This window comes from Paenibacillus sp. KS-LC4 (genome assembly GCF_036894955.1).
GTDB lineage: Bacteria > Bacillota > Bacilli > Paenibacillales > Paenibacillaceae > Pristimantibacillus.
In genome coordinates this window covers 125,001-145,645 of sequence record NZ_CP145905.1, presented here as the reverse complement: position 1 = coordinate 145,645, position 20,645 = coordinate 125,001, and the positions used below count along the sequence as shown (strand labels likewise).

Annotated in this window: 20 protein-coding genes and 2 rRNA genes (1 of these 22 only partly in view); 1 reads left to right on the top strand and 21 read right to left on the bottom strand. The window is 42.2% G+C overall.

Features of this window, described 5'->3' with window-relative positions:
• Positions 1–17: 17 nt before the first annotated feature.
• From V5J77_RS00690 to sbnA, 19 genes are read right to left on the bottom strand one after another with little or no spacing between them, the layout of a single operon-like run.
• The gene (locus V5J77_RS00690) at positions 18–716 is read right to left on the bottom strand and encodes a methyltransferase domain-containing protein (RefSeq protein ID WP_338553888.1); all 699 of its coding nucleotides are present in this window, start codon (positions 714–716) and stop codon (positions 18–20) included.
• 50 nt (positions 717–766) lie between these two features.
• Positions 767–1,561, bottom strand: coding sequence for an ABC-2 family transporter protein (locus V5J77_RS00685; RefSeq protein ID WP_338553887.1), 795 nt, complete (start codon positions 1,559–1,561; stop codon positions 767–769).
• Between the two features lies 1 nt (position 1,562).
• A complete protein-coding gene (locus V5J77_RS00680) occupies positions 1,563–2,354 on the bottom strand; it encodes an ABC-2 family transporter protein (RefSeq protein ID WP_338553886.1) in 792 nt (263 codons plus the stop codon).
• The gene (locus tag V5J77_RS00675; RefSeq protein WP_338553885.1) at positions 2,351–3,355 is read right to left on the bottom strand and encodes an ATP-binding cassette domain-containing protein; all 1,005 of its coding nucleotides are present in this window, start codon (positions 3,353–3,355) and stop codon (positions 2,351–2,353) included. The genes V5J77_RS00680 and V5J77_RS00675 overlap by 4 nt, the downstream gene beginning before the upstream one ends.
• A 10-nt stretch (positions 3,356–3,365) precedes the next feature.
• The gene (locus V5J77_RS00670) at positions 3,366–4,217 is read right to left on the bottom strand and encodes a hypothetical protein (protein WP_338553884.1); all 852 of its coding nucleotides are present in this window, start codon (positions 4,215–4,217) and stop codon (positions 3,366–3,368) included.
• A gap of 16 nt (positions 4,218–4,233) precedes the next feature.
• The gene (locus tag V5J77_RS00665) at positions 4,234–5,676 is read right to left on the bottom strand and encodes a class I adenylate-forming enzyme family protein (RefSeq protein ID WP_338553883.1); all 1,443 of its coding nucleotides are present in this window, start codon (positions 5,674–5,676) and stop codon (positions 4,234–4,236) included.
• Entirely contained in the window at positions 5,673–6,455 is a 783-nt protein-coding gene (locus V5J77_RS00660) for a beta-ketoacyl synthase N-terminal-like domain-containing protein (protein WP_338556486.1), read from the bottom strand. Before V5J77_RS00660 ends, V5J77_RS00665 begins: the two co-directional genes overlap by 4 nt.
• A gap of 22 nt (positions 6,456–6,477) precedes the next feature.
• On the bottom strand, positions 6,478–6,861 hold the full coding sequence (locus V5J77_RS00655) for a hypothetical protein (protein WP_338553882.1): 384 nt from the start codon (positions 6,859–6,861) through the stop codon (positions 6,478–6,480).
• A complete protein-coding gene (locus V5J77_RS00650) occupies positions 6,852–7,637 on the bottom strand; it encodes an enoyl-ACP reductase (protein WP_338553881.1) in 786 nt (261 codons plus the stop codon). Before V5J77_RS00650 ends, V5J77_RS00655 begins: the two co-directional genes overlap by 10 nt.
• Before the next feature lie 12 nt (positions 7,638–7,649).
• Positions 7,650–8,381 carry an SDR family oxidoreductase gene (locus tag V5J77_RS00645; protein ID WP_338553880.1) on the bottom strand — a complete coding sequence of 244 codons (732 nt, stop codon included), beginning with the start codon at positions 8,379–8,381 and terminating at the stop codon, positions 7,650–7,652.
• A 7-nt stretch (positions 8,382–8,388) separates the two neighbouring features.
• The gene (locus V5J77_RS00640; RefSeq protein ID WP_338553879.1) at positions 8,389–8,766 is read right to left on the bottom strand and encodes a hypothetical protein; all 378 of its coding nucleotides are present in this window, start codon (positions 8,764–8,766) and stop codon (positions 8,389–8,391) included.
• 19 nt (positions 8,767–8,785) lie between these two features.
• Positions 8,786–9,850, bottom strand: coding sequence for an SDR family oxidoreductase (locus V5J77_RS00635; protein ID WP_338553878.1), 1,065 nt, complete (start codon positions 9,848–9,850; stop codon positions 8,786–8,788).
• A gap of 41 nt (positions 9,851–9,891) precedes the next feature.
• Positions 9,892–11,025 (bottom strand): beta-ketoacyl-[acyl-carrier-protein] synthase family protein, encoded by a 1,134-nt coding sequence (locus V5J77_RS00630; RefSeq protein WP_338553877.1) that lies wholly within the window; start codon positions 11,023–11,025, stop codon positions 9,892–9,894.
• Between the two features lie 13 nt (positions 11,026–11,038).
• Positions 11,039–11,290, bottom strand: a complete 252-nt coding sequence (locus V5J77_RS00625; protein WP_338553876.1) for an acyl carrier protein — start codon at positions 11,288–11,290, stop codon at positions 11,039–11,041.
• A 19-nt stretch (positions 11,291–11,309) separates the two neighbouring features.
• On the bottom strand, positions 11,310–12,494 hold the full coding sequence (locus tag V5J77_RS00620) for an acyl-CoA dehydrogenase family protein (protein WP_338553875.1): 1,185 nt from the start codon (positions 12,492–12,494) through the stop codon (positions 11,310–11,312).
• Positions 12,491–12,751, bottom strand: a complete 261-nt coding sequence (locus tag V5J77_RS00615; RefSeq protein ID WP_338553874.1) for a phosphopantetheine-binding protein — start codon at positions 12,749–12,751, stop codon at positions 12,491–12,493. The genes V5J77_RS00620 and V5J77_RS00615 overlap by 4 nt, the downstream gene beginning before the upstream one ends.
• Entirely contained in the window at positions 12,744–14,885 is a 2,142-nt protein-coding gene (locus V5J77_RS00610) for an amino acid adenylation domain-containing protein (protein WP_338553873.1), read from the bottom strand. Before V5J77_RS00610 ends, V5J77_RS00615 begins: the two co-directional genes overlap by 8 nt.
• Positions 14,882–15,853: a 2,3-diaminopropionate biosynthesis protein SbnB gene (locus V5J77_RS00605; RefSeq protein ID WP_338553872.1), complete on the bottom strand. Its 972-nt coding sequence runs from the start codon at positions 15,851–15,853 to the stop codon at positions 14,882–14,884. Before V5J77_RS00605 ends, V5J77_RS00610 begins: the two co-directional genes overlap by 4 nt.
• Positions 15,837–16,826 carry a 2,3-diaminopropionate biosynthesis protein SbnA gene (gene sbnA / locus V5J77_RS00600; RefSeq protein ID WP_338553871.1) on the bottom strand — a complete coding sequence of 330 codons (990 nt, stop codon included), beginning with the start codon at positions 16,824–16,826 and terminating at the stop codon, positions 15,837–15,839. Before sbnA ends, V5J77_RS00605 begins: the two co-directional genes overlap by 17 nt.
• A gap of 465 nt (positions 16,827–17,291) precedes the next feature.
• Between sbnA and V5J77_RS00595 the strand changes: the two genes are divergently transcribed.
• Positions 17,292–18,356 carry a hypothetical protein gene (locus V5J77_RS00595; protein ID WP_338553869.1) on the top strand — a complete coding sequence of 355 codons (1,065 nt, stop codon included), beginning with the start codon at positions 17,292–17,294 and terminating at the stop codon, positions 18,354–18,356.
• A gap of 560 nt (positions 18,357–18,916) precedes the next feature.
• Here the strand turns inward: V5J77_RS00595 and rrf are convergent.
• Together rrf and V5J77_RS00585 are read right to left on the bottom strand one after the other, a co-directional pair.
• Positions 18,917–19,033, bottom strand: a 5S ribosomal RNA gene (rrf, locus tag V5J77_RS00590).
• A 74-nt stretch (positions 19,034–19,107) separates the two neighbouring features.
• Positions 19,108–20,645 (bottom strand): 23S ribosomal RNA (locus tag V5J77_RS00585); it runs 1,506 nt beyond the window's last position.

The window sequence follows — 20,645 nt, the reverse complement described above, 5'->3', positions numbered from 1 at the left end:
GTTAAATCGAAATCAAGCTATAGATCGGTTCTACGTTCTTCCTTTTTAAAGGAAGCAAACACGGCAAATTCATGATTTTTGTAGACGCAATCCGCAACTGCAAAGCCGCTATTTTTCAACCAAGCTATTTGATCGTTAACTGTAGCATTCTTATCCAGCTTTCTTCTTTCAATGGCTGACTGTACAGCCTGCTCCGTTAATTCTCCTTTACCGATTTGCGCCTCCCATTTTTCTTTGTATGCAAGATCAAAATAAGGCGAACTTCCAGCAGCCTGATCTGCATTCACAAAGCTTCCGCCCTCCTCCAGCAGCTCATGCACTTTATGAAACAATCCTTGCTTAGCCTCATGCGTCAAATGGTGAATAGATAATGAAGAAATAACGATGTCATACTTATGCTCAAAATTATAATTGGTATAGTCCGCCGCAATGTATTCTACTTGCTCGCTGCCTTCAAACCTCAAACGCGCCACCTTCATCATCTCTTCGCTCAGATCAATTAAGGTGAACTCTGCTTGTGGATATTTCTGCTGAACGAAAGCCGCAAACAGACCTGTTCCAGCACCCAGATCCAAAATACGCGGCTTTTGCTTGGTTGTATGAACCCACTCTACTGCTGTACCATAAAACTCATGGAAGCAAGGAATTAACAGGTGCCGCTGATAATCATATTCCTTTGCTACCTCATCAAACTGTGCTTTTATTGACTGATCCATTGTGTAGCCTCCTTATGTAATCTCTTGCACGCTTAGGCGTATTCTTCAGGTTAGTTACCTGAGCTGTCGTATCTTTTAAGACTCCAGTGAAAAGCAAAAATAGAGCTGGCTAAAAGGATAGGGCCTATCAACATCGTTAAAGCAAACATGATGGGACTAATGCTATGCTTAGTTATGATGACGACTGGATAATAAGAAACGAAAATATAAGGAATAAGGAAAAATACAAATTGAATACCTTTATTAAATATTTCCATAGGATAGCGGGACATGATTTGAATATCAATGACAAAAATCATAATCAGCGCTAAAGGCCGCTTCAAATAAAAATGTATGCATAAAAAAAAGATAAGAATACCTGCATGTACTGTAACGGCATTGATTACAAAATAGGCCAATTTAAAAATCGTCGCAGCATCGAGCATCTGCCCGTTGACCAGAGAATAGCCAATCATCACCAGACTCACGATAATATGACCAAAATACGTATGCTGAAAATTATTGAATATCAATAAAACTAAAGGATGTATCGGTTTATATAAGTACAAATCAAATTGACCTTGATTAATGAAGGTTTCCAGTTGCGTTAACGGTGCATACAAAAACAATCCTGTAATGCCCCAGCTTAACAACCCGATTCCAAACATTAAAATTAATTCTGCATTGCTCCATTCGGTTAACGTGCCCAAACGAAACACAATAAACGAAATAGCAGCGAAAAAGCTAGTCGGCGCTATCATATTTACAAATATTTCGATGAAGAATGAAAACTTATACTGTACTCTGGACTTTAGAATAAGCTTTATGAAGCGCAGATAGAGTCGAGAGTAATACAATGCCGCCATGTCAGCCTCCTTGTGAAATAATATTTTTCCTGCTTATTCTCCACACCACAGTAATAATCAATAGGAGCAATACACTCCATGCCGCACTAATCCCAAGCTCCTGAACGACCTCCTGCTTGGAGTAGTTACCAATGATAATATTTAGAGGGAAAAAGTACATATATTTAAACGGTGTAAAGTTTGAAATCGTTATGAGCCACTGCGGGAAAAACCAAAGCGGCACATAGAAGCCGGAAAAAATGTTGCCTATATCTCTAACCAAATATTTAATCGGCCATATTTTCACAAAAACAAATGCCATCAAACCTATAATATAGTCCAAACAAAAGGACATAATGATCGCATTTCCTACACTTAAAAGAAAATAAAAGCTGAAGGATAGATCAATATTCAACTGAGAGCCGATGAAAGGCAAGCATACCAGAACAATAATAAGACCCCTTGTAATAAACAGCCCTGTTATTACTGCCAAATGCCGAGCAAAGGAGAAAAAGAACAAGCTATAAGGCTTTACTAAATATAAATCAATGCTTCCCTTATTGATTTCCTCAGCCAAAAAATCAGAAATATCCGCCGTCGTTAAATTGCGGATAATCATGCCGAGTATAATGTAGGTGGACATCATCCCTATTGTTAATTGACTATCTGAGCTGCCATGCTCAATGATTTGCTGCCATAAAGAATATTGAAGCAGCACAAAGATCAAAGAGGATAAAATAGAAAAAAAGACATTCGAATTATAAGTAAATTGCAATGCGAGCGTTTTGCGAAATACCGTTATATATTTCCTCATCCGCCTTCTCCTTTGAGCGGAGACACATACGCCTTGCTTAGCAAGCTTTCTAGTTCAATGCCGGATATTTGGATGTCCGTAATCTCATAGAGATTAACAATATCTTTGATGAGCTCCGAAACTGGAATCGTATTATTTACTTGTAGCCATAACCGATTACCTTCCATACGACTAATATTGCCGTTTATGGACATGTTATTAACCGATTCCGGCACACGATCCCCGGCAAAGGTAAGAATGATTTCCTTCTGCTCCGAGAACATTTCCTCCAATAGTTTGGCATTGCCGTCGAAAATTTTCTCGCCTTTATTCACAATAACGATTCGCTCACATACTCGCTCAATATCCGTTATATCATGCGTGGTCAAGAAGATCGTTGTTTTTTTGGCAGCATTCAATTCTTTAAGGAAAAATCGAATTTTCTCCTTAACAATAATATCCAGACCTATTGTAGGCTCATCCAGAAAGAGAATTTTAGGATCATGGAGCAGTGCGGAGGCAATCTCCACCCGCATGCGTTGCCCCAAGCTTAAACTCCGAACGGGTCTTTCCCAAAATTCATGCAGCGAAAGGATGGAATTAAACATATCAATATTCTCCTTGTACTGCTGGAGGGAGACCTTGTAAATATCACGGTATAATTCTAAAGAGTCCTTAGCCGGCAGATCCCACCACAATTGACTTTTCTGTCCGAAAACAACTCCTATAAGTGACCCATATTTCTTCTGGTTCAAATAAGGTCTCATGCCATCAACCAATATCTCTCCGCTCGAAGGATGCAAAATACCGGTTAGCATCTTTAAAGTAGTTGATTTCCCTGCCCCATTCGGACCCAAGTAACCAATGATTTCGCCTTCATCAACGTTCAACGATATTTGGTTGACAGCACATAACGTTTTGTATTCAGGCTTCAAATATTTTTTGATTAGGCCTGCAAAACCTTCTCCTTTAATAGGAACACGATAGTTTTTTGTAATCTCCTTTACCTCAATGAAACTCATGTTGTTCCCCCTAATGGCTTCGGTCGTGTAAGCTATCTAAATATTTTATTTCGTCTTCAAGCACATCTTGGATAGTAGCTTTAATATCATCCAGATATTTAGCATTTTTTTTCATTCTAATGTAATTCATCAACGTCTTTTTCCAGCCAATTTTAATTTTTTTTACATACTCCTCTGGCGCCTCTACTGCTCTAAAATAATTCTCACGTGCAATTTCTAGTGTCCGCAGCCCGCCAAAAAAAGCCTCCACATTAAATTCATCATCCAGATTGCTGCAAATACCTTCAAGAATACGATATAGTTCCTGCTCTGCGTGTTTATAAAGCACTTTGTAGTCTTTGTTCAAAATGTATGGCCCTTTATCCGATGCTACCCGATCGGATACTGGCAGGCTTACAAAGGTATAAATAGGTCTTCCCGCCACAAGCGTATTTAGGAAGGACTCAAGCGGCATATGCTCATGGATTTTCAAATATGGATCATTAATATTTACAATGCCGTCCTCTGATAAATAGGCTAGCATGCTATGTCCAGAATGATGCTTATTATAATAACTGTTTCCAGGCACATAAAATACATCCACCGTCACCATGAAATACTCGTTAGTCGGTATACCGTCCACACCGTTTTCCTTTAATTCTATATTATAATATTCTTTTACAAAATCAAATAAACTTTGATTAGACATAGATCCGGAAATGGTCTTGTTATCAAAACTGCAGCTGAAATTGAAATTATGGCTATAAATCGCATCTATACTAATGTTGTGCTTGAGTAAGTATAATCCAACTGCATTCATTGTACAATTATAGGGACCATAAAAATAGCTGTTTTCTGGAATTTCATTAATCGTATTATTCACTGTAAGCCTCCTGAATTTATTTTTTTGAGACAATTAAATCCTTTTCTATTACTAATTTATGGGGTGTCTCTATGCCCCGCAGTCGCGATTTGCACCATTCCAAAATCAAAGGAAGTTCGTTCTCAGCTGCCTCTGACACTAGCTTTATAGCAGCAGCGGGAACATTCCCCCACCTTTCGCTAGGCAGGCTGAAGATCATCGCTTCTACTACAAGTGGGTGCTGCAGAAGAACATTTCGAATGATACCGGGATATAGCTTCTCACCGCCGGAAACAATAATGTTTTTCTTCCGTTCCACAAAAAAAACATCTTGCTCCAAGCCCTTTGTTCTTCGGACAATATCGCCCGTTCGCAGCCATTCCCCGTTAAAATCATCTCTCCGAAACTGCTTGTCCTGCAAATATCCCAACATAGCTGTAGGGGTTTTCACCCATAGCTCGCCATATTCATCGCCGTCGATACTATACGCATCATCAAGCTTAAGTTCAATTCCAGATAAAGGCCTACCCATCGGTACGCCCTGCTCTGCTGTGTAATTCTTCTTTAGTTTCTGTGTCATTACCCTCGGGCCGGCTTCTGACAATCCGTAAGTAAGATAAATATCGCCTGAGTATACGGCTTGCAGTTGCTCGAGATCCTCTTGATCAGACAGATCGCCTCCGATCGTAAGCTTACGAAGCGTGCTAGGAAATATCCTGTCTGTTGCAAGCAATCTTTTTAATAAGGAAGGGGTAATAGATGCTAGCGAGATATTTTGCTGCTCGCACAAATCAAACCAGCCTCGCGGATAAAAGGGCTGCTCTGGAAAATAAATATTTTTGCCTTTGCTCAAAGCCCCTAAAACCCCTGCAACCAAGCCATAGGAATAAAAAATAGGCAGAGAGGCAATATAGCTGCCTCCCTCATGTTTATCTATTTCATTCATATGCAGTAAGGCATTTTGCAGGAGACTGCTAGAAGCATGGACCACTGACTTAGGTAAGCCCGTGCTTCCAGTAGTTGAGAGGATGCAGCAATTTTCTAAGCTGGAATTAATAGCCCTGTTCTTCCTCACGAATAGCTTTAACGGATGAAAAACAGCAAACCGGGCGGATTTTACTTCGAACTCTGTTATAAGGCTCTGCTCCATTTTTGCCTGGGTAGACAGGATTGCACAGGGTTGAACCGTATGACAAATATGGCGAAACGTCTCACCCGTCAGATGATTGGATATAGGGGCAGGAGCTGCGCCCAGCTTTACTAAAGCTAGCGTGTGAATTAGTAAGGACAGGTGACTAGGCAAGGAAAGAAGCACCGTACTGCCTGCAACAACGCCAAGCTTACTCCATTCCATCGCCGTTTCGCTCACACAATTCATAAATTCTTTGTAGCTCACTTCTATAATGGATGCCCCGGAAAAATCCGTTAACACCGCATTTTTATTAGCTAAACTATCCAGCCACTCCGTTACTTTTATCATAATAAACCTCTCTGCACGATTACTCGTCTTCCAAACTGACTATTATAGACAAGCGCTTCGCTGTCTTCGTTCGTTAATAAGCAGGTTTCGATGCAATCATGAAGATGGTCAAGTCCTGTAGGAAGGAACGAAGCCGCCAGTCCTTGTTTTTGCAGCGTTGCAGCAGCAGAGTCATTGAATATGAAACGATCACTATCCGCAAAATGAACCTTCACAGTCTGGGCATCGTCATCCTCTTGCAGCTTGGCCAAAGCAGTCAGTCCACAAATCCCATGCTTCCCGTCTTCTGTAACTTCTACCTGCCCGACCCATATCATATCTGCATCGCCACGTGCTATGTAGTTGCTAGCAACTATGAGGCAATCTGCCCAATTGCTTTGCTTTCCCGCTATGACTAGTGATGGACCATTTATTTTAGCCGAAAATGCAGCAAGCCCGGCACAGATGCTGTAGCCAGAGGTCGAAAAAAGAACCGGCGAGCTAGCTTGACGGCGAATTCGGTCACCATATTGCCGAGCCAGAACATGATTGCCAGCCCTTGTGCCTAAAATAATACCTATACGCTCATTGTCTATTCGCGGAAGCTTTTCTCTCATTGCCACAGCTGCTGAAGCAGATAATTCTGTGGCAGGGTCTATTTTTGATACATGTCCTCTCAAAGCTTCAGGACGAAGAATATGCGGCTCGGCGGGCATTTCGCATTCAAAGCTTTTTTGCAGCCCCTCCAGCCCATAGCCCTGAAAGGTCACGATAACAGAAGCAAATAATTTTAAAGGCATCACTTTGTTTTCATACCTTTCTTTATTGTGGTGGAAGCGGACTCACCGTAATCGCAGCCTCGACAATCATTTCTCCCTCTGCCGTTTCCAACTTGCAATCCGCTAGAGCAAACTTGCCTTTCTGCCCTACATCTGCCGAGAGCACCAGCTCTCCTACAGGATAGGAATCAAAAATTTGCTTTACATAGCGGACATTTTTGATTTGAACCGGAATGGTTCGAGCCCCCCCAAAAAAAGCAGTGCTAGAGGCACGACAGCTAATTTGGGCAAGCGCCTCAATCATAATATATAGCGGAATCGCTCCAGCTTGGCCGCCTTCCAGAAACGGCATATATCGTTCTGGATGAAAGATCGCCCTATACCTCTGATTTTCTAGCTCAACCGCACCGCATAAGCTTAAGTACATGGCACTTCCTCAGTCCACGTGCCCATAATATTGTAGCCCGCGTCAACATGTATAATTTCCCCAGTAGTTCCACTAGCTAAATCACTAGCAAGGTATAAAGCTGTCTTGGCTACATCCTCTTGTGTCACATTCCTTTTAAGAGGGCTTTGCCCCGCTCTTTTTTCAACCATTTCCTTAAAATTAGGCAGGCCAAATGCAGCAAGCGTCCGAATCGGTCCAGCAGAAATTGCATTTACCCTAACCTGTTCCCCTCCTAGGTCAGAGGCTAAATATTTGCAGGTTGTTTCCAATGCCGCTTTGGCTATGCCAAGCACATTGTATCCTGCACATACCCTTTCAGCACCCAAGTAAGAAAGAGAGATAATAGAGGAGCCCTCTCTAAAATACGGACGGCTATACTGACAAAAAGGGATGATAGAATATGCGGACACATTCATCGTATGAAGAAAGCCCTGTCTTGAAGTATTAATTACTCCTCCCGCTAGCTCGTTTCCATCAGCATAGGCAATCGCATGTATAATAAAATCAACGGATTCATAGCGACTGCCAAACAAATCGCATACTCGCTTAATCTGCTCGTCGTCGGATACATCACAGTTTTCAACAAAATCCGCGTCAATGGACGAAGCAAGCTTTTCTACCCATTTCTTTTCACGATGATACGTAAATCCAAGGGTTGCGCCCTGCTCATGAAATAATTTTGCAATTCCCCATGCAATGGAACGGTGATTAACTACACCTGTAACAAGACCACGTTTTCCTTCCAGCAGCTTCATTGTGCCCTCCCATTATCGTAAGTGACCGCCGCCGCCAAGCGGAATATTGGCACCTATTAACAGCGGTTTCCTCCCCAGCAAAAACATGACCGCATCCGCCACTTCCTCTGGCAAAGTAAAACGGCGCAGTGGAATCTCCTTCAGAAGCTCTCTTCTCTTTTCATCAGTAAGCAGCTCTTTAACCAAATCCGTTTCTACAAAGCCCGGGGAGATTATGTTGCAGGCTATGTTCATTCTCGCAAGCTCTATTGCCAGCGTCTCCGTAAAACGATTTACTGCAGCCTTGGAAGTACCGTAATAGGCATTTCCCACCCGCACATTATCGGAGGCAAGCGAGGAAATCATAATAATGTCTCCATTCCTCGCTCTATTCATTTGTGGGATAAGCTCCTTGCAAAAGTGGAAGCTCCCCCCCAAATTAATATTCAAGGTGTCTTGAAAATCCTCCCATGTTCCTTCTTTAGCCAAAGCGTTAAACGTGATACCCGCATTATTCACTAAAACAGTTATAGGTTCCGCTGAAGAAATATTCTCAATATATTTGCGTACTTCCTCAGGATGCCTGCTATCCACCTTCGCTCCTCTGCATTTGCCTGCATAACGCCTTTCCAGCTCTTCAGCATGCTCATAGGATTGCACAAAAGTAAAATCTACAAAATAGCCTGCAGCAATTAATCGCTCAGTAATGACTTTGCCTATTCCTCTCGTACCTCCCGTTACAACTGCCCTTTTAACGGCTTCCACTACGCTTTCAATCCTTCCTCTGCACAAATTGCCCATTACAAAGCAAGTTCCGCCCAAAGTACTCACTGACTATAAAACTGATTTTGTCAGCATCCTCTATTCGCTTTAGCTCTATTTTTAATAGATCGCCTGGCTCACACATTTTCTTAAAATTAATCAACTTTAATTCCCATTCCATCAAAACATCCATAGCTTCTTCATATTGAAAAGCAACCTTTAAAGCAGAAAATATGCTTTGCAGCACCATGGACCCTGGATAGACCTCACGCTCAGGAAAATGCTCATTAAAAATCGGCTCATTATAGGATAAAAACTTTAAGGCAGTAATGAACCTCCCCGGCTCCAGCTCAATAACACGATCCAATGAATGGCTTCGTATTTTCATGTGAAAACACCTGTCTTTATCATGGCTTAAAATATCCTGTAAACACATTCCTCAAACTCTCTGCGCTTAAAGCTGGAGGCAACTGCCCCTTACCTAAAGCCTCTGTTAGCCTCTTCATTGAAAAAGTGCATGTTACACCCATAAATTTGTTATTATCCGCATTCATTCTGTTGTAGACCTTGTTAAACCCTTCATGCCCAGCCCCGAAATCTATAGAAAGCTTGCTATTCAGCGTTTCCTCCAGCAGTCTGAAATGCTCCCTCGCCGTCCATAATCCCTCATTTACTGCATGAACGATTTCACAAGCCGTTTTTTGCTCCCGCTGACGAAGGCGTTCACATAACTCAACTAAATGATCGGCATGAATAACAGGAAACCTTTTATCCGGATCAATATCCACATAAAAAACCATCTCTTTGTTTTGAAATTTCTTTAGCGGATATAAATAGGAATAATATCCATAGCGGCTTCGGCCCGCCCAGCCTGTCTTACTGCTCCCAATGACACTACCCGGCCTTATAATGGTGAGAGGAATCCCCCGCTTGCTTGCAGCATCTGAAAGCATGTATTCCGCCAATATTTTGGAAAGGGTGTAGGGGTTTACAACATCAAACTGGTGCAGCAGCTGTTCAGGCACCTCATGTTGTCCGCCTTCTCCTAAGCCGGCTACACCGGTACTGGAGAAAAAATAAAATCTGCTGCAATGCTTAAGGGCATTTAACAGATGGGTAGAAGTAACTGCATTAAACTGGACCGTTTGCGGCAATTCATTATAGTCATAGCTCATTTGGGCGGCAATATGCCATACCTCATCTACCTCCAACTCGCTCAGCACCTTCGATAATTCCGCAGAATGATTAAAATCCGAGCAAATAAGAGGGGTAAGGCTGCTTTCCCAATCTATTTCAAAACTGTCGTCCTCAAGCCCAAATTCAACAGCTTGACGTGCCTTAGAGCCATCCATGTCATCCTGCGTTAAATAATAAATATGAGGCGGATTAGATTGTTTTAGAAAGGACGCAGCTAAGTAGCTTCCAATAAAGCCAGTAATGCCGGTCATTAAAATATGTTTTCTTGAATGCAAAACAGACCACTCCTACCCTTTTGTCAGCTCATGTCCACTGTCTATTTTAGAAAAACAAGACACGCATTAGCTCCGCCAAAGCCATAAGTAACCGTAACTGCGGTCTCGGGCTTCTCTATAGGCTGCGGCTGATTAGAAAAAACGACATTTGCCGCACTCCAGTCCTCATGCAGCTTTGTTGTATTTGCTGTAGGCGGTGCTTGCTCGTGAACGAGTGCAAAAATAGCGATAACAGCCTCAATGGCGCCTGTTGCCCCCAGTGTATGCCCAAAAGCAGCTTTAGTGGAGGAAATCGGTATAGCCCTTGTTTGAAACAGCTCTTGGTATACTCTTGCCTCCATTGCGTCATTAACTGGAGTTGCCGAACCATGAGCATTTACATACGAGACACTTTCAGGCCCGCTTTTACTCTGTCCAAGAGCTTGACTGATTGCTCTTATTGCCCCGCCTCCACTTTCATCTGGCGAGGTAACTGATTTCGTATCGGTTGTACTGCTGCGCCCGACTAGCTCAGCGATGCGCCTCCCACCACGTTCTTTAAGGGCTTCTCTATTTTCTAAAATGATAAAGGCCGCGCCTTCGCCAAGTGAGGTTCCATCATTATGCTGGTCAAACGGCTTACATTTATTAGGAGATAAGGTGTGCAGACTAGAATGTCCCATTAATTTATATAAATCGAGTACATCTACCCCGCCGCAAATGACCAGATCGTAATTTAAAAACTCAATAAAATCGCCGCCATTGGCAATTGCATCCGTTCCTGAGGAGCAGGCCGTTGAGACTGTTAATACAGCTATGTTCAAGCCAAGCTTGATTTTAAGTTCCTCTACAAAATCATCCAGCACAACAGGCCCTGATTCATTATCAAAAATATGCCCCAGGCTTGTTCCAATAATAAGCGCTGCTCGAACAGAATGAACGTAATCACAATCAATATTCGCATTGATCATAGCTGACTGAATAGCTTGCACCGAGAAGGCAAGCATTCTATCATATCCCTGAGCAACTGGCTCGCTGGAAACTTCCCCCCCAATAGAGGAGCGGCTTTTTGAAGTATCAAACAATGTAATTGGCCTTAAACCGCTAGATCCCTCACATACCTGCTGCCAAATATCAGATAAATCATTGCCTAGACAGGTAACTGCACTCATACCGCTAATATCAATAGCTTTCATACCATCACCTATTTTATTTTTTACTTTCAACTAGGTTGATAAGAGCATCTATGTTTTTGAAATTTTCCGGAATAAATTCTTCATCTGAGATACGAATGTTATATTCGTCCTCCAAATGGGCCATAATTTCTGTAAAGCCTAATGAATCTACGTTTAGCTCGCTCGCCAAGCCCATATCCGTACGAATTTCCTCAATCGGTGTTTCAACCAACAAATCGTTTACCAAAAAGTTTTTCAAGCTAACTACCATGTCATTTCTAGTCATAATGTAGACCTCCATATATTTAGTATTCGTTTTTTTCCAACAAAGCAAAGCTTCCATTAGCCAACAGCAAATTCGCATTATTAAGCATCAGTCTGGATGAACGCATATCACGGAATATTCTCTCAAGAGGCAGCGTTTCATTTTTCAAATAGCCGTATTTCAAGCCAACTAATTGAATGAGCTCATCAATGGCCTCACCCAGCATTTCAGAACCTAAAATTTTTAAATAATTGATTCTCATTTTAAACGGCTGAGTATTAGTCTTGGCATCTACAGCCTCTAGGCCGCGATATTGGCTATATTCTTGTGTAACAGCCTGTAAATAAGTTTGAACAGTATCAATCTTCATCCGAATGCGGGCTAGCTTCTCAATAAGGGAGCTTGATCGAAGATCATATGCCTGGCGGTTCTCAGGATGGCGCAGCCATTTAAGCGTCTTAAAGTAACCTGCTTTAACCGCTCCGAGCCAGCAAGCAACCCACGCTATATGGGCAATGGGATTCATGGTCTGATGGGCAATGCTTGCAAAGCCCCCTGGAGGATTAATAAACTGATCTTTAGGAACGGTACCGGTGAGTGAAAGCTTGCAGCTTTGTGTACCCCGCATTCCCATTGCATCCCAGGTAGGTTCAGAATCCATTGTCAACTGGTTGCGTTCTGCATATACAAAGGCCAAATTTGATTTATTATCATCCTCGCGGATAGTGAGCAGGTATCCATCTCCATAATTAGCCCCGGTAACGGTCGGTGCATTTCTTTCAAATTTAATTTCACTACCCGCTTTCTGAATTGCTGATTCTGACGCAAAGCCGCTGCCCGTTTTGTTATGACTGGAAGTGACTGAGACCACATACACCTCGCCCCTTGCAATTCGTGGCAACAATCGGGTTTTTAAGCTATCTTCAGCATATTCCGCCAAAATAGCCACCTGCTGCATATGCATGCCCCATATCATCCCTGTATTTAAACAAGCACCCGAAATGACTTCACAGAGTTTAACCAGCACATCCAGCGGTACATCTGCACCCCCGTATTGATGAGGAATTAAAACACCCATTAAGCCGTTGTCCCGCAGCAGCTGTACAGATTGCTCTGGGAATTTGCCCTCCCTATCAACCTGGTGTGAATAATTTTCTATTTGCACCGCCAAGCCCTTAGCTGTCTTCAATAAATCTGTTAAGGATTGCTCTGTACTAGCAGTCATTTTATCCCCTCCGTTGTCTGCTCATTTACAATTGAGGTTACGGCGTCCACAAGCTTCTGCAGCGTATTCATATCCTCAAACATAAGCAGCTCATCTGGATATACAATATTAAAATGTGTTTCAATATCCAGCACTAAATTAATGGATGAGATGGAATCAAGCCCATAGTTATTTAAGTTTAGATGGACAAGCTCCTCTTGGGGAAGCTCCGGCAAATTAGTATAGGGCTTAATTAGAGTTATTATTTGCTCATACAAGCTGTTCACCTACTTCCGAAGTGAAATTTATTAGCTGGGCTCGATCAATTTTTCCATTTACAGTTAAAGGAAATTGCTCGAGTGTTGTTATTTGTGCGGGTATCATATAGCCCGGCAGCTGACCGCCTAAATACTCCAATAGCAGCTCTTTATTCAGTTCAGCGGTCACGGTTACAAATGCCTCTAGCTGTTTATTCCCTCTCTCATCCGTCCTAACAACCGTAATAGCTTCCTTTACTCCTGCGTATCTGCAAACGGCGATATCTATATCCGAAAGCTCAATTCTGAAACCCCTAACCTTTACTTGATGGTCCACTCTACCAAAATAGAGTAGGTCTCCTTCGGTTGTCCAACAGCCTATATCACCTGTCCTATAGAAGCGTTCCTCTGTGTGCTCTGCATTCAAATGATTGAAGTGAACAAATGCTGCATTCGTCTTGTCCTCCTGGCTATAATACCCTCTACCTACTCCTATGCCAGCAACCACAATTTCACCTTTAACCCCTATTTTGCAAAGATGATTGGTATTATCGAGCACAAGCACCTTCATGTTATACAATGGCTTACCTATTGGAACTACATCTGGGCTTATTTGACTACTCATAAAACAATGAGTTATATCATCTGATGCCTCTGTCGGGCCATATGCATTAACCATATCAATAGCTGGATAATGCTCCTTCCATCTTTTTACCAGGTTAAGAGACAAAGCCTCTCCAGTTACCATTACAAATTTTAAATTCGGAAAATCTGCGGGTCTTCTTGCTAGCCAATCCAGCATGACAGACAAATAAGATGGAACGACCTCCAATATTTGCACCTTATCTGCAGCAATACGAGCAATAAACTGATGAATTTGTTTAATTAGCCGATTGCTGTAAATAACGGTTTTGCCTCCAAGCAATAATGCTGCGAGAAGCTGCCATATGGAAATATCAAAACAGTGGGAAGCATTTTGAGCTATAATACTTGAAGAATTAATGTGCAAATCAGCTATTTTCCCAAATAGATGATTGTTCATTCCTTTGTGTTCAATCATGACTCCCTTGGGACGTCCTGTAGAACCGGAGGTGTAAATGATGTAGGACAAATCATCCGCTGAAACATTCAATAGGATATTTAGCTTAGAATATATCTCACTTTCTTCTAACGCAGCCTTGAGGTTAATCGTCTTCACCGCTGATGGGACTTTTAAATCTACTTGGCCGCTCGCGATAAGCAGGACCGGTATACAATCCTCTATGATCATTTCAGTCCGTGTAGCTGGGTATTCCGGGTCTAATGGAATATAGACTGCCCCTGCCTTCCAAATAGCCAGCATACAGATTACCAACAAAGGGGAACGCTCCATATATACAGCTACAAAAGCAGCCGGATGCAATCCATTTTCAATAAAATAACGTGCCAGCTGGTTCGCCTTCTCGTTCACCTCTTGATAGGTTAACTGTTCTTCGTCATATATAAGTGCGATTGAATCTGGCGTCCGCTTTGCCTGTTGCTCGAACAACTCGGAGTAGGTCTTTTGTATGTCCTCTCCCCAATCTCTGGACGATTGAAAATCCTCTATTATCTGTTGTCGCTGCTCAGTGGAGAGCTCTACAAGCTCCATTACAGTCTCAGCTTTGGAATCTAAAATCCGATTAACAATACTCCAGTAGTGAGCTAGCATGTCCTTCTCAATAGGGATAGGAAATACGAGCTGATTCAACACTATTTCCAAATAAGAAGGATTGTGCTGATGAAATTGCAGAGACCAGGAATACCCTTGCTCAGAAAGACTAGTCGTTCTCTGATCTTCCCCAACACTCATGAGCACTTTACAGCTTTCATCTAGTTCAGCTGCTATGCCGCTTGGCCTACTATTCTGTACGGTAATATCTTTGCAGAGGATTTTTAACGACTGCCCTAACAGATTCTTTCTTTGAAAAGTATAGGAATGGAAACCTTTTTCGCCAAAGCCTGCTCCTGCACAATCCACGACAATCGTCTCATGACTTGTATAGCTTGCAGCTAAAATCGCAGAGAATCCCACTACTAAATCGGGAATTGGTACATTTTCACCCTTTGAGTAATCGTTTAGTCGTCTTTGCATTTGCTCATCAAAAATATTTAGGAATTGCTTGCTATCCTTCATAGCTTTACTCCCACTCCCTGAAGAACAGCTTTATCCAAATAATAATTTCCGATAGCTATATCAAAAACCCCCATGCCCATAGGGTTAAAATGAAGCGTTGTTTGAGGTGGCAGTTGCGTTAACCGCTTGTTACAAATGACATCTGCTAGTGTATAAACCTCTTCTTTCTGCAAATTGCTTTCGTGATGCATGAGCTCTACACTTGTGCCTTCTCTACAAACCTCATCCCAATCATCCACAATGATAACCGTATGATTGCGGTCATAAAATTCAGAGCCATAATCCCTTAATGAAATGTTTAAGTGCAGCGAACCTGCTTTCGGGCGGGTATGAATATAGGGCTTGGATGCAACCGTGCAAGTAATAACAATGTCACAGTTTTCATAAGCCTCCTCCCACTTATCCGCTATCACAATTCTCTCATCCGCTGCATACTTCTCCTTAAAACGGATCGAAGCTTGCCGATTAATATCAAACACATTAATTTGCTCGATTTCTTGCTGATAGCATTCACGCAGCCAATGGTAGTGGCTCTCCCCTATAGGTCCAAGACCAATCAATCCTACCTTTGCTGCTTGTAAAGGTTTGTAATCGTGATAGCTTTTAACAAATGCGCCCGTAATTGCTACTGTGCGTATCGTACTTAATAACGCTGTATTGATGACAGCATGAGGCTCACCCGTCTGTGTATTGTTTAAAATCAGCATGCTATGGGCACGCGGCAGCCCCTTATCCACATTGCCAGGAAAACTGGAAACCCACTTTATACCTGCTGCGGCATGATCCCCACCAATATATGCAGGCATTGCGATAATACGGTTACGTGAATCTCCGAACCTCAGATAAGGCTTTAAGGGTTGCGCGTAATCCTTACTTTCAATGCTTGCCGCCGCAGCTTCAATAACAGAAATTAACGCTGCCCACTCTATTCCCATTTTATCAATGTCCGTTTTATCTAGATAAAGCATGCTTATCACCGCCACTTAAAATATGTTGTTCAAACACTTCTTCGACCCAACGATCATCATATATGGTTGTCGCATAACGATCGCCTCTATCACAAAATATGCCCACTACAGCAGGAGGTACAGAAAATGTTTGCTTAGCAAAATATGATGTAATTGCTGCCATAATCGAACCGGAAGAACCCCCGGCAAAGATGTACTGATTTTTCAGTAACTCGCGGCAATGCATAACGGTATCATATTCATTCACAACCACTACTTCATCAATATAAGCTTGCTCCAGTATTGGGGGTACAAGACTGGAGCCAATGCCCGGTATGAATCTTTTTTTAGGAGTGCCTCCAAATAAAACAGAGCCGTCTATATCTACAGCAATTACTTTGCAATGAGGAAAATTCTTTTTGACACTTTGGGATAGACCCGTTATTGTCCCCCCCGAGCTGACCCCGATAAAAATATAATCTATTCGTTCACATTGTTTATTCAGCTCTTCACCCAATGAATGATAATAAGCCTCTGCATTATAGGGATTTTGATACTGGTTAATCCAGTAAGAATCCGCTGTGACTTGCCTTAACTCTTCTATTTTCTGAATACGATTGAGAAGATATCCACCATTAGCATCTCGTTCGGTAACCTTAGTAACCTCGGCACCCTGAGATCGTATAAGCAACTCGTTAATAGGTGAAATTAAAGGGTCGATCACGCAATGAAACTTAAGGTTATTAAATTTGCAATACGCAGCCAGAGAAATTCCAAAATTACCGGATGAAGACTCTATAATTAAAGTATTTGAGCTAATCTCTCCAGTATGAAGCAGCTTATCAATAATATATTTGGCCGCCCGGTCCTTCACACTTCCATTAGGGTTGAAATACTCCAATTTAGCATACAAGTCAATATAGCCCAGGTGTTTAGGCGTTAATTGGACCAGTGGCGTATCTCCAACCAAACTTAATACATGGTTATTTAACATAGCACCCTTCCTTATAAAAATATTATTTCAATTATCATACTACCAACTGAAATAAATATTTAATTCTCTACTTATTTCATAGTAAACTTCGTTTAATAAATATTTTCATTTGGAAACTAATAAGCACCAACAAAAATAACTATTATATATTATTCCAAATCAAATTTTCCACATTATTTAGATATAATCAAAAATCATTATTTATGAATTTCTAAATACAAAATACTCAATCCACATTTTACAATCAATACAAAAACAATAAGAGTATAGGATGATCACCTTCCAAATAATATAAACACTTACGAATGGATTTTACCGATTATACACATTGATGTCAACACAAAAATACCATACCATTTTCAACTTTTTAGAATTATGGTGCAACCAAGGAATTAATTATTTGTATAATCATTGAAATTTGTGTATAATCAAGTTATTTTCAAATACAGCTTGGAGAGTGAAATTATGAATGAAAAAAGGCTTCCCATAATAAAACCTGTAGTACACGGGTATTTATGTAACGCGTACCCTCTTTCAATAGTATTGCAAGATAATAAGTCGGATGATTGGTTCTATAGTAACTACATACAATTGGTATGCGCAGGCAACTTCCCCCAAGGTAAATTTTTCTCTTTCTATAATTCTCATTTGCCTTGGTATGAGTTCTTTACAGGTTGTCCACTAATTAATTATCAAAAGATACATTATAGTTATACTGAAAAGTACAATGACGGCACGATAGGCTTTATTCTAGATGCAATTGATAAAAACGAGTATGTTTATCTGCATGTAGATGAATATTATGTGTCTCATAAAAAAGCGTATAAATTTAAAACAGTGCCTCATGAAATGATGATTTCAGGATATGATAAGGACACAGAAAAACTGTATGTATCAGGATATGACAAAAATATGAATTATGGAGAGTATGAGGTGGATTTCAGTGAATTTCAAACTGCATTCACTATGCTTGATAAAACTATAAATAACAGAGGATATATTTATTTATTGCAGCATAATAAAGAATATAAATATAATTTTGATATAAAGTTAGTTATTCAATCTTTAAAGGAACTTAGATATAGTGAAAATACATCATTACATTATCGTTCCATCACTCCACCTGCAAGTTGGATATTTGGAATCTCTATTTACGATGAAATAATTAAATATTTGGAAGCTGACATAGACGGATCTAAGGAAAAAATTGATGCTAGACTATTTCACACCTTATGGGAACATAAGAGTGTCATGGCAAAAAGAATTAAATATATGGAGGAGCATAATTACCTGGAGGATGGTTCGGCTTTTATTGAAAAATTCTCCTATTTGGAATCTCTCATTTTAAATATGAGAAACCTGGTGTTAAAATATAATTTAAGAGAAAACCCTTCTCTTATTAAATCGTTAATTGAGAAAATTCGTGAAATAAAAGAAGTGGAAGCTGCTACCTTAGAAGATTTAATTATAGTGCTGGAGAATAGATGGAAAGATGCGCCTGAGCTTCTGATCGCCGACTACTATTTGTAATAAATAGGAGCAATAGCAGATCTCACATGGCCAGCCAGCAGCTCACGTATATGGATCAGATGTTAAAAACATGACGCAAAGCACGTCTGTCTGTAGTCATACAACATTTCTGTCTCCTCTTCAGCTGCACTGGCTAAATGCTATGCTTCGATAATTAGTCGGCTGAGTGCTTATCTTCACATGGAGAGCGTGAGTTATCTTTTTTATGAGGAGCATGCATTATCTATCACAATATAACAGTAGACTTAACGTGCCCTGTGGATATGACTAGCGACTGCCTTCATAACTTTCGCATTACAGAAGATCGCACAAGCTAAGCTGAACTATCTACTAATGCATGTGAAACAGCCGCTAGAATGTCTTATACTCGATAATCAGACTACCAGTCCTTACTTCGAATACTTGAGATCATTCCACCGGATAATCATTATTTATGACAAAAAAACTGTCCTCCATTGATGACCGAGGACAGTTTTTTATCAATATTCCACCTCATATAATTGAGATGACATCTTAGAACAAAACAAAAAACCTGCCGCAAACTGCGGCAGGCTTCTCGTGCTTGGCGACGTCCTACTCTCCCAGGACCCTGCGGTCCAAGTACCATCGGCGCTGGAGGGCTTAACGGTCGTGTTCGGGATGGGAACGCGTGGTTCCCCTCCGCCATCGCCACCAAACGGCCTTACGTAAAGGTATTGCTACCTTGAAAACTGGATGCAAAAGACAAGCTCTGAAACTTTAGCGTATTTATTAGGATAAGCCCTCGACCGATTAGTATTCGTCAGCTGCACGCATTGCTGCGCTTCCACCCCGAACCTATCAACCTCGTCGTCTTCAAGGGGTCTTACTAAATTGGGAAATCTCATCTTGAGGGGGGCTTCGCGCTTAGATGCTTTCAGCGCTTATCCCGTCCGTACTTGGCTACCCAGCGGTGCTCCTGGCGGAACAACTGGTACACCAGCGGTACGTCCATCCCGGTCCTCTCGTACTAAGGACAGCTCCTCTCAAATTTCCTGCGCCCGCGACAGATAGGGACCGAACTGTCTCACGACGTTCTGAACCCAGCTCGCGTACCGCTTTAATGGGCGAACAGCCCAACCCTTGGGACCTACTTCAGCCCCAGGATGCGATGAGCCGACATCGAGGTGCCAAACCTCCCCGTCGATGTGGACTCTTGGGGGAGATAAGCCTGTTATCCCCAGGGTAGCTTTTATCCGTTGAGCGATGGCCCTTCCATTCGGTACCACCGGATCACTAAGCCCGACTTTCGTCCCTGCTCGACTTGTTGGTCTCGCAGTCAAGCTCCCTTATGCCTTTGCACTCTCCGAATGATTTCCAACCATTCTGAGGGAACCTTTGGGCGCCTCCGTTACATTTTAGGAGGCGACCGCCCCAGTCAAACTGTCCACCTGACACGGTCCCCGAACCGGTTTCACGGTCCTAGGTTAGAACTCCGATACGATCAGGGTGGTATCCCAACGTCGCCTCCACACAAGCTGGCGCTCATGCTTCTTAGGCTCCCACCTATCCTGTACAGATCGTACCAAAGTTCAATATCAAGTTACAGTAAAGCTCCATGGGGTCTTTCCGTCTTGTCGCGGGTAACCTGCATCTTCACAGGTATTAAAATTTCACCGGATCTCTCGTTGAGACAGCGCCCAAGTCGTTACGCCATTCGTGCGGGTCAGAATTTACCTGACAAGGAATTTCGCTACCTTAGGACCGTTATAGTTACGGCCGCCGTTTACTGGGGCTTCGGTTCACAGCTTCGGGTTACCCCTAACCGCTCCCCTTAACCTTCCAGCACCGGGCAGGCGTCAGCCCGTATACTTCGCCTTACGGCTTCGCACAGACCTGTGTTTTTGCTAAACAGTCGCTTGGGCCTTTTCACTGCGACCCCCTCGGGCTATTCACCCTACCGAGGTACCCCTTCTCCCGAAGTTACGGGGTCATTTTGCCGAGTTCCTTAACGAGAGTTCTTCCGCGCGCCTTAGCATGCTCTGCTCGCCTACCTGTGTCGGTTTGCGGTACGGGCACCTTCACCTGGCTAGAGACTTTTCTCGGCAGCCGGAGTGCATGACCTTCGCTACTGTAATTTTCGCTCCCCATCACAGCCCAGCCTTACGATGAGCGGATTTGCCTACTCATCAGCCTCACTGCTTGGACGGACTATTCCATCAGTCCGCGTCACTGCCCTTCTGCGTCATCCCATTGCTCATAACGGTTTACGGTGGTACAGGAATTTGAACCTGTTGTCCTTCCACTACGCCTTTCGGCCTCGCGTTAGGT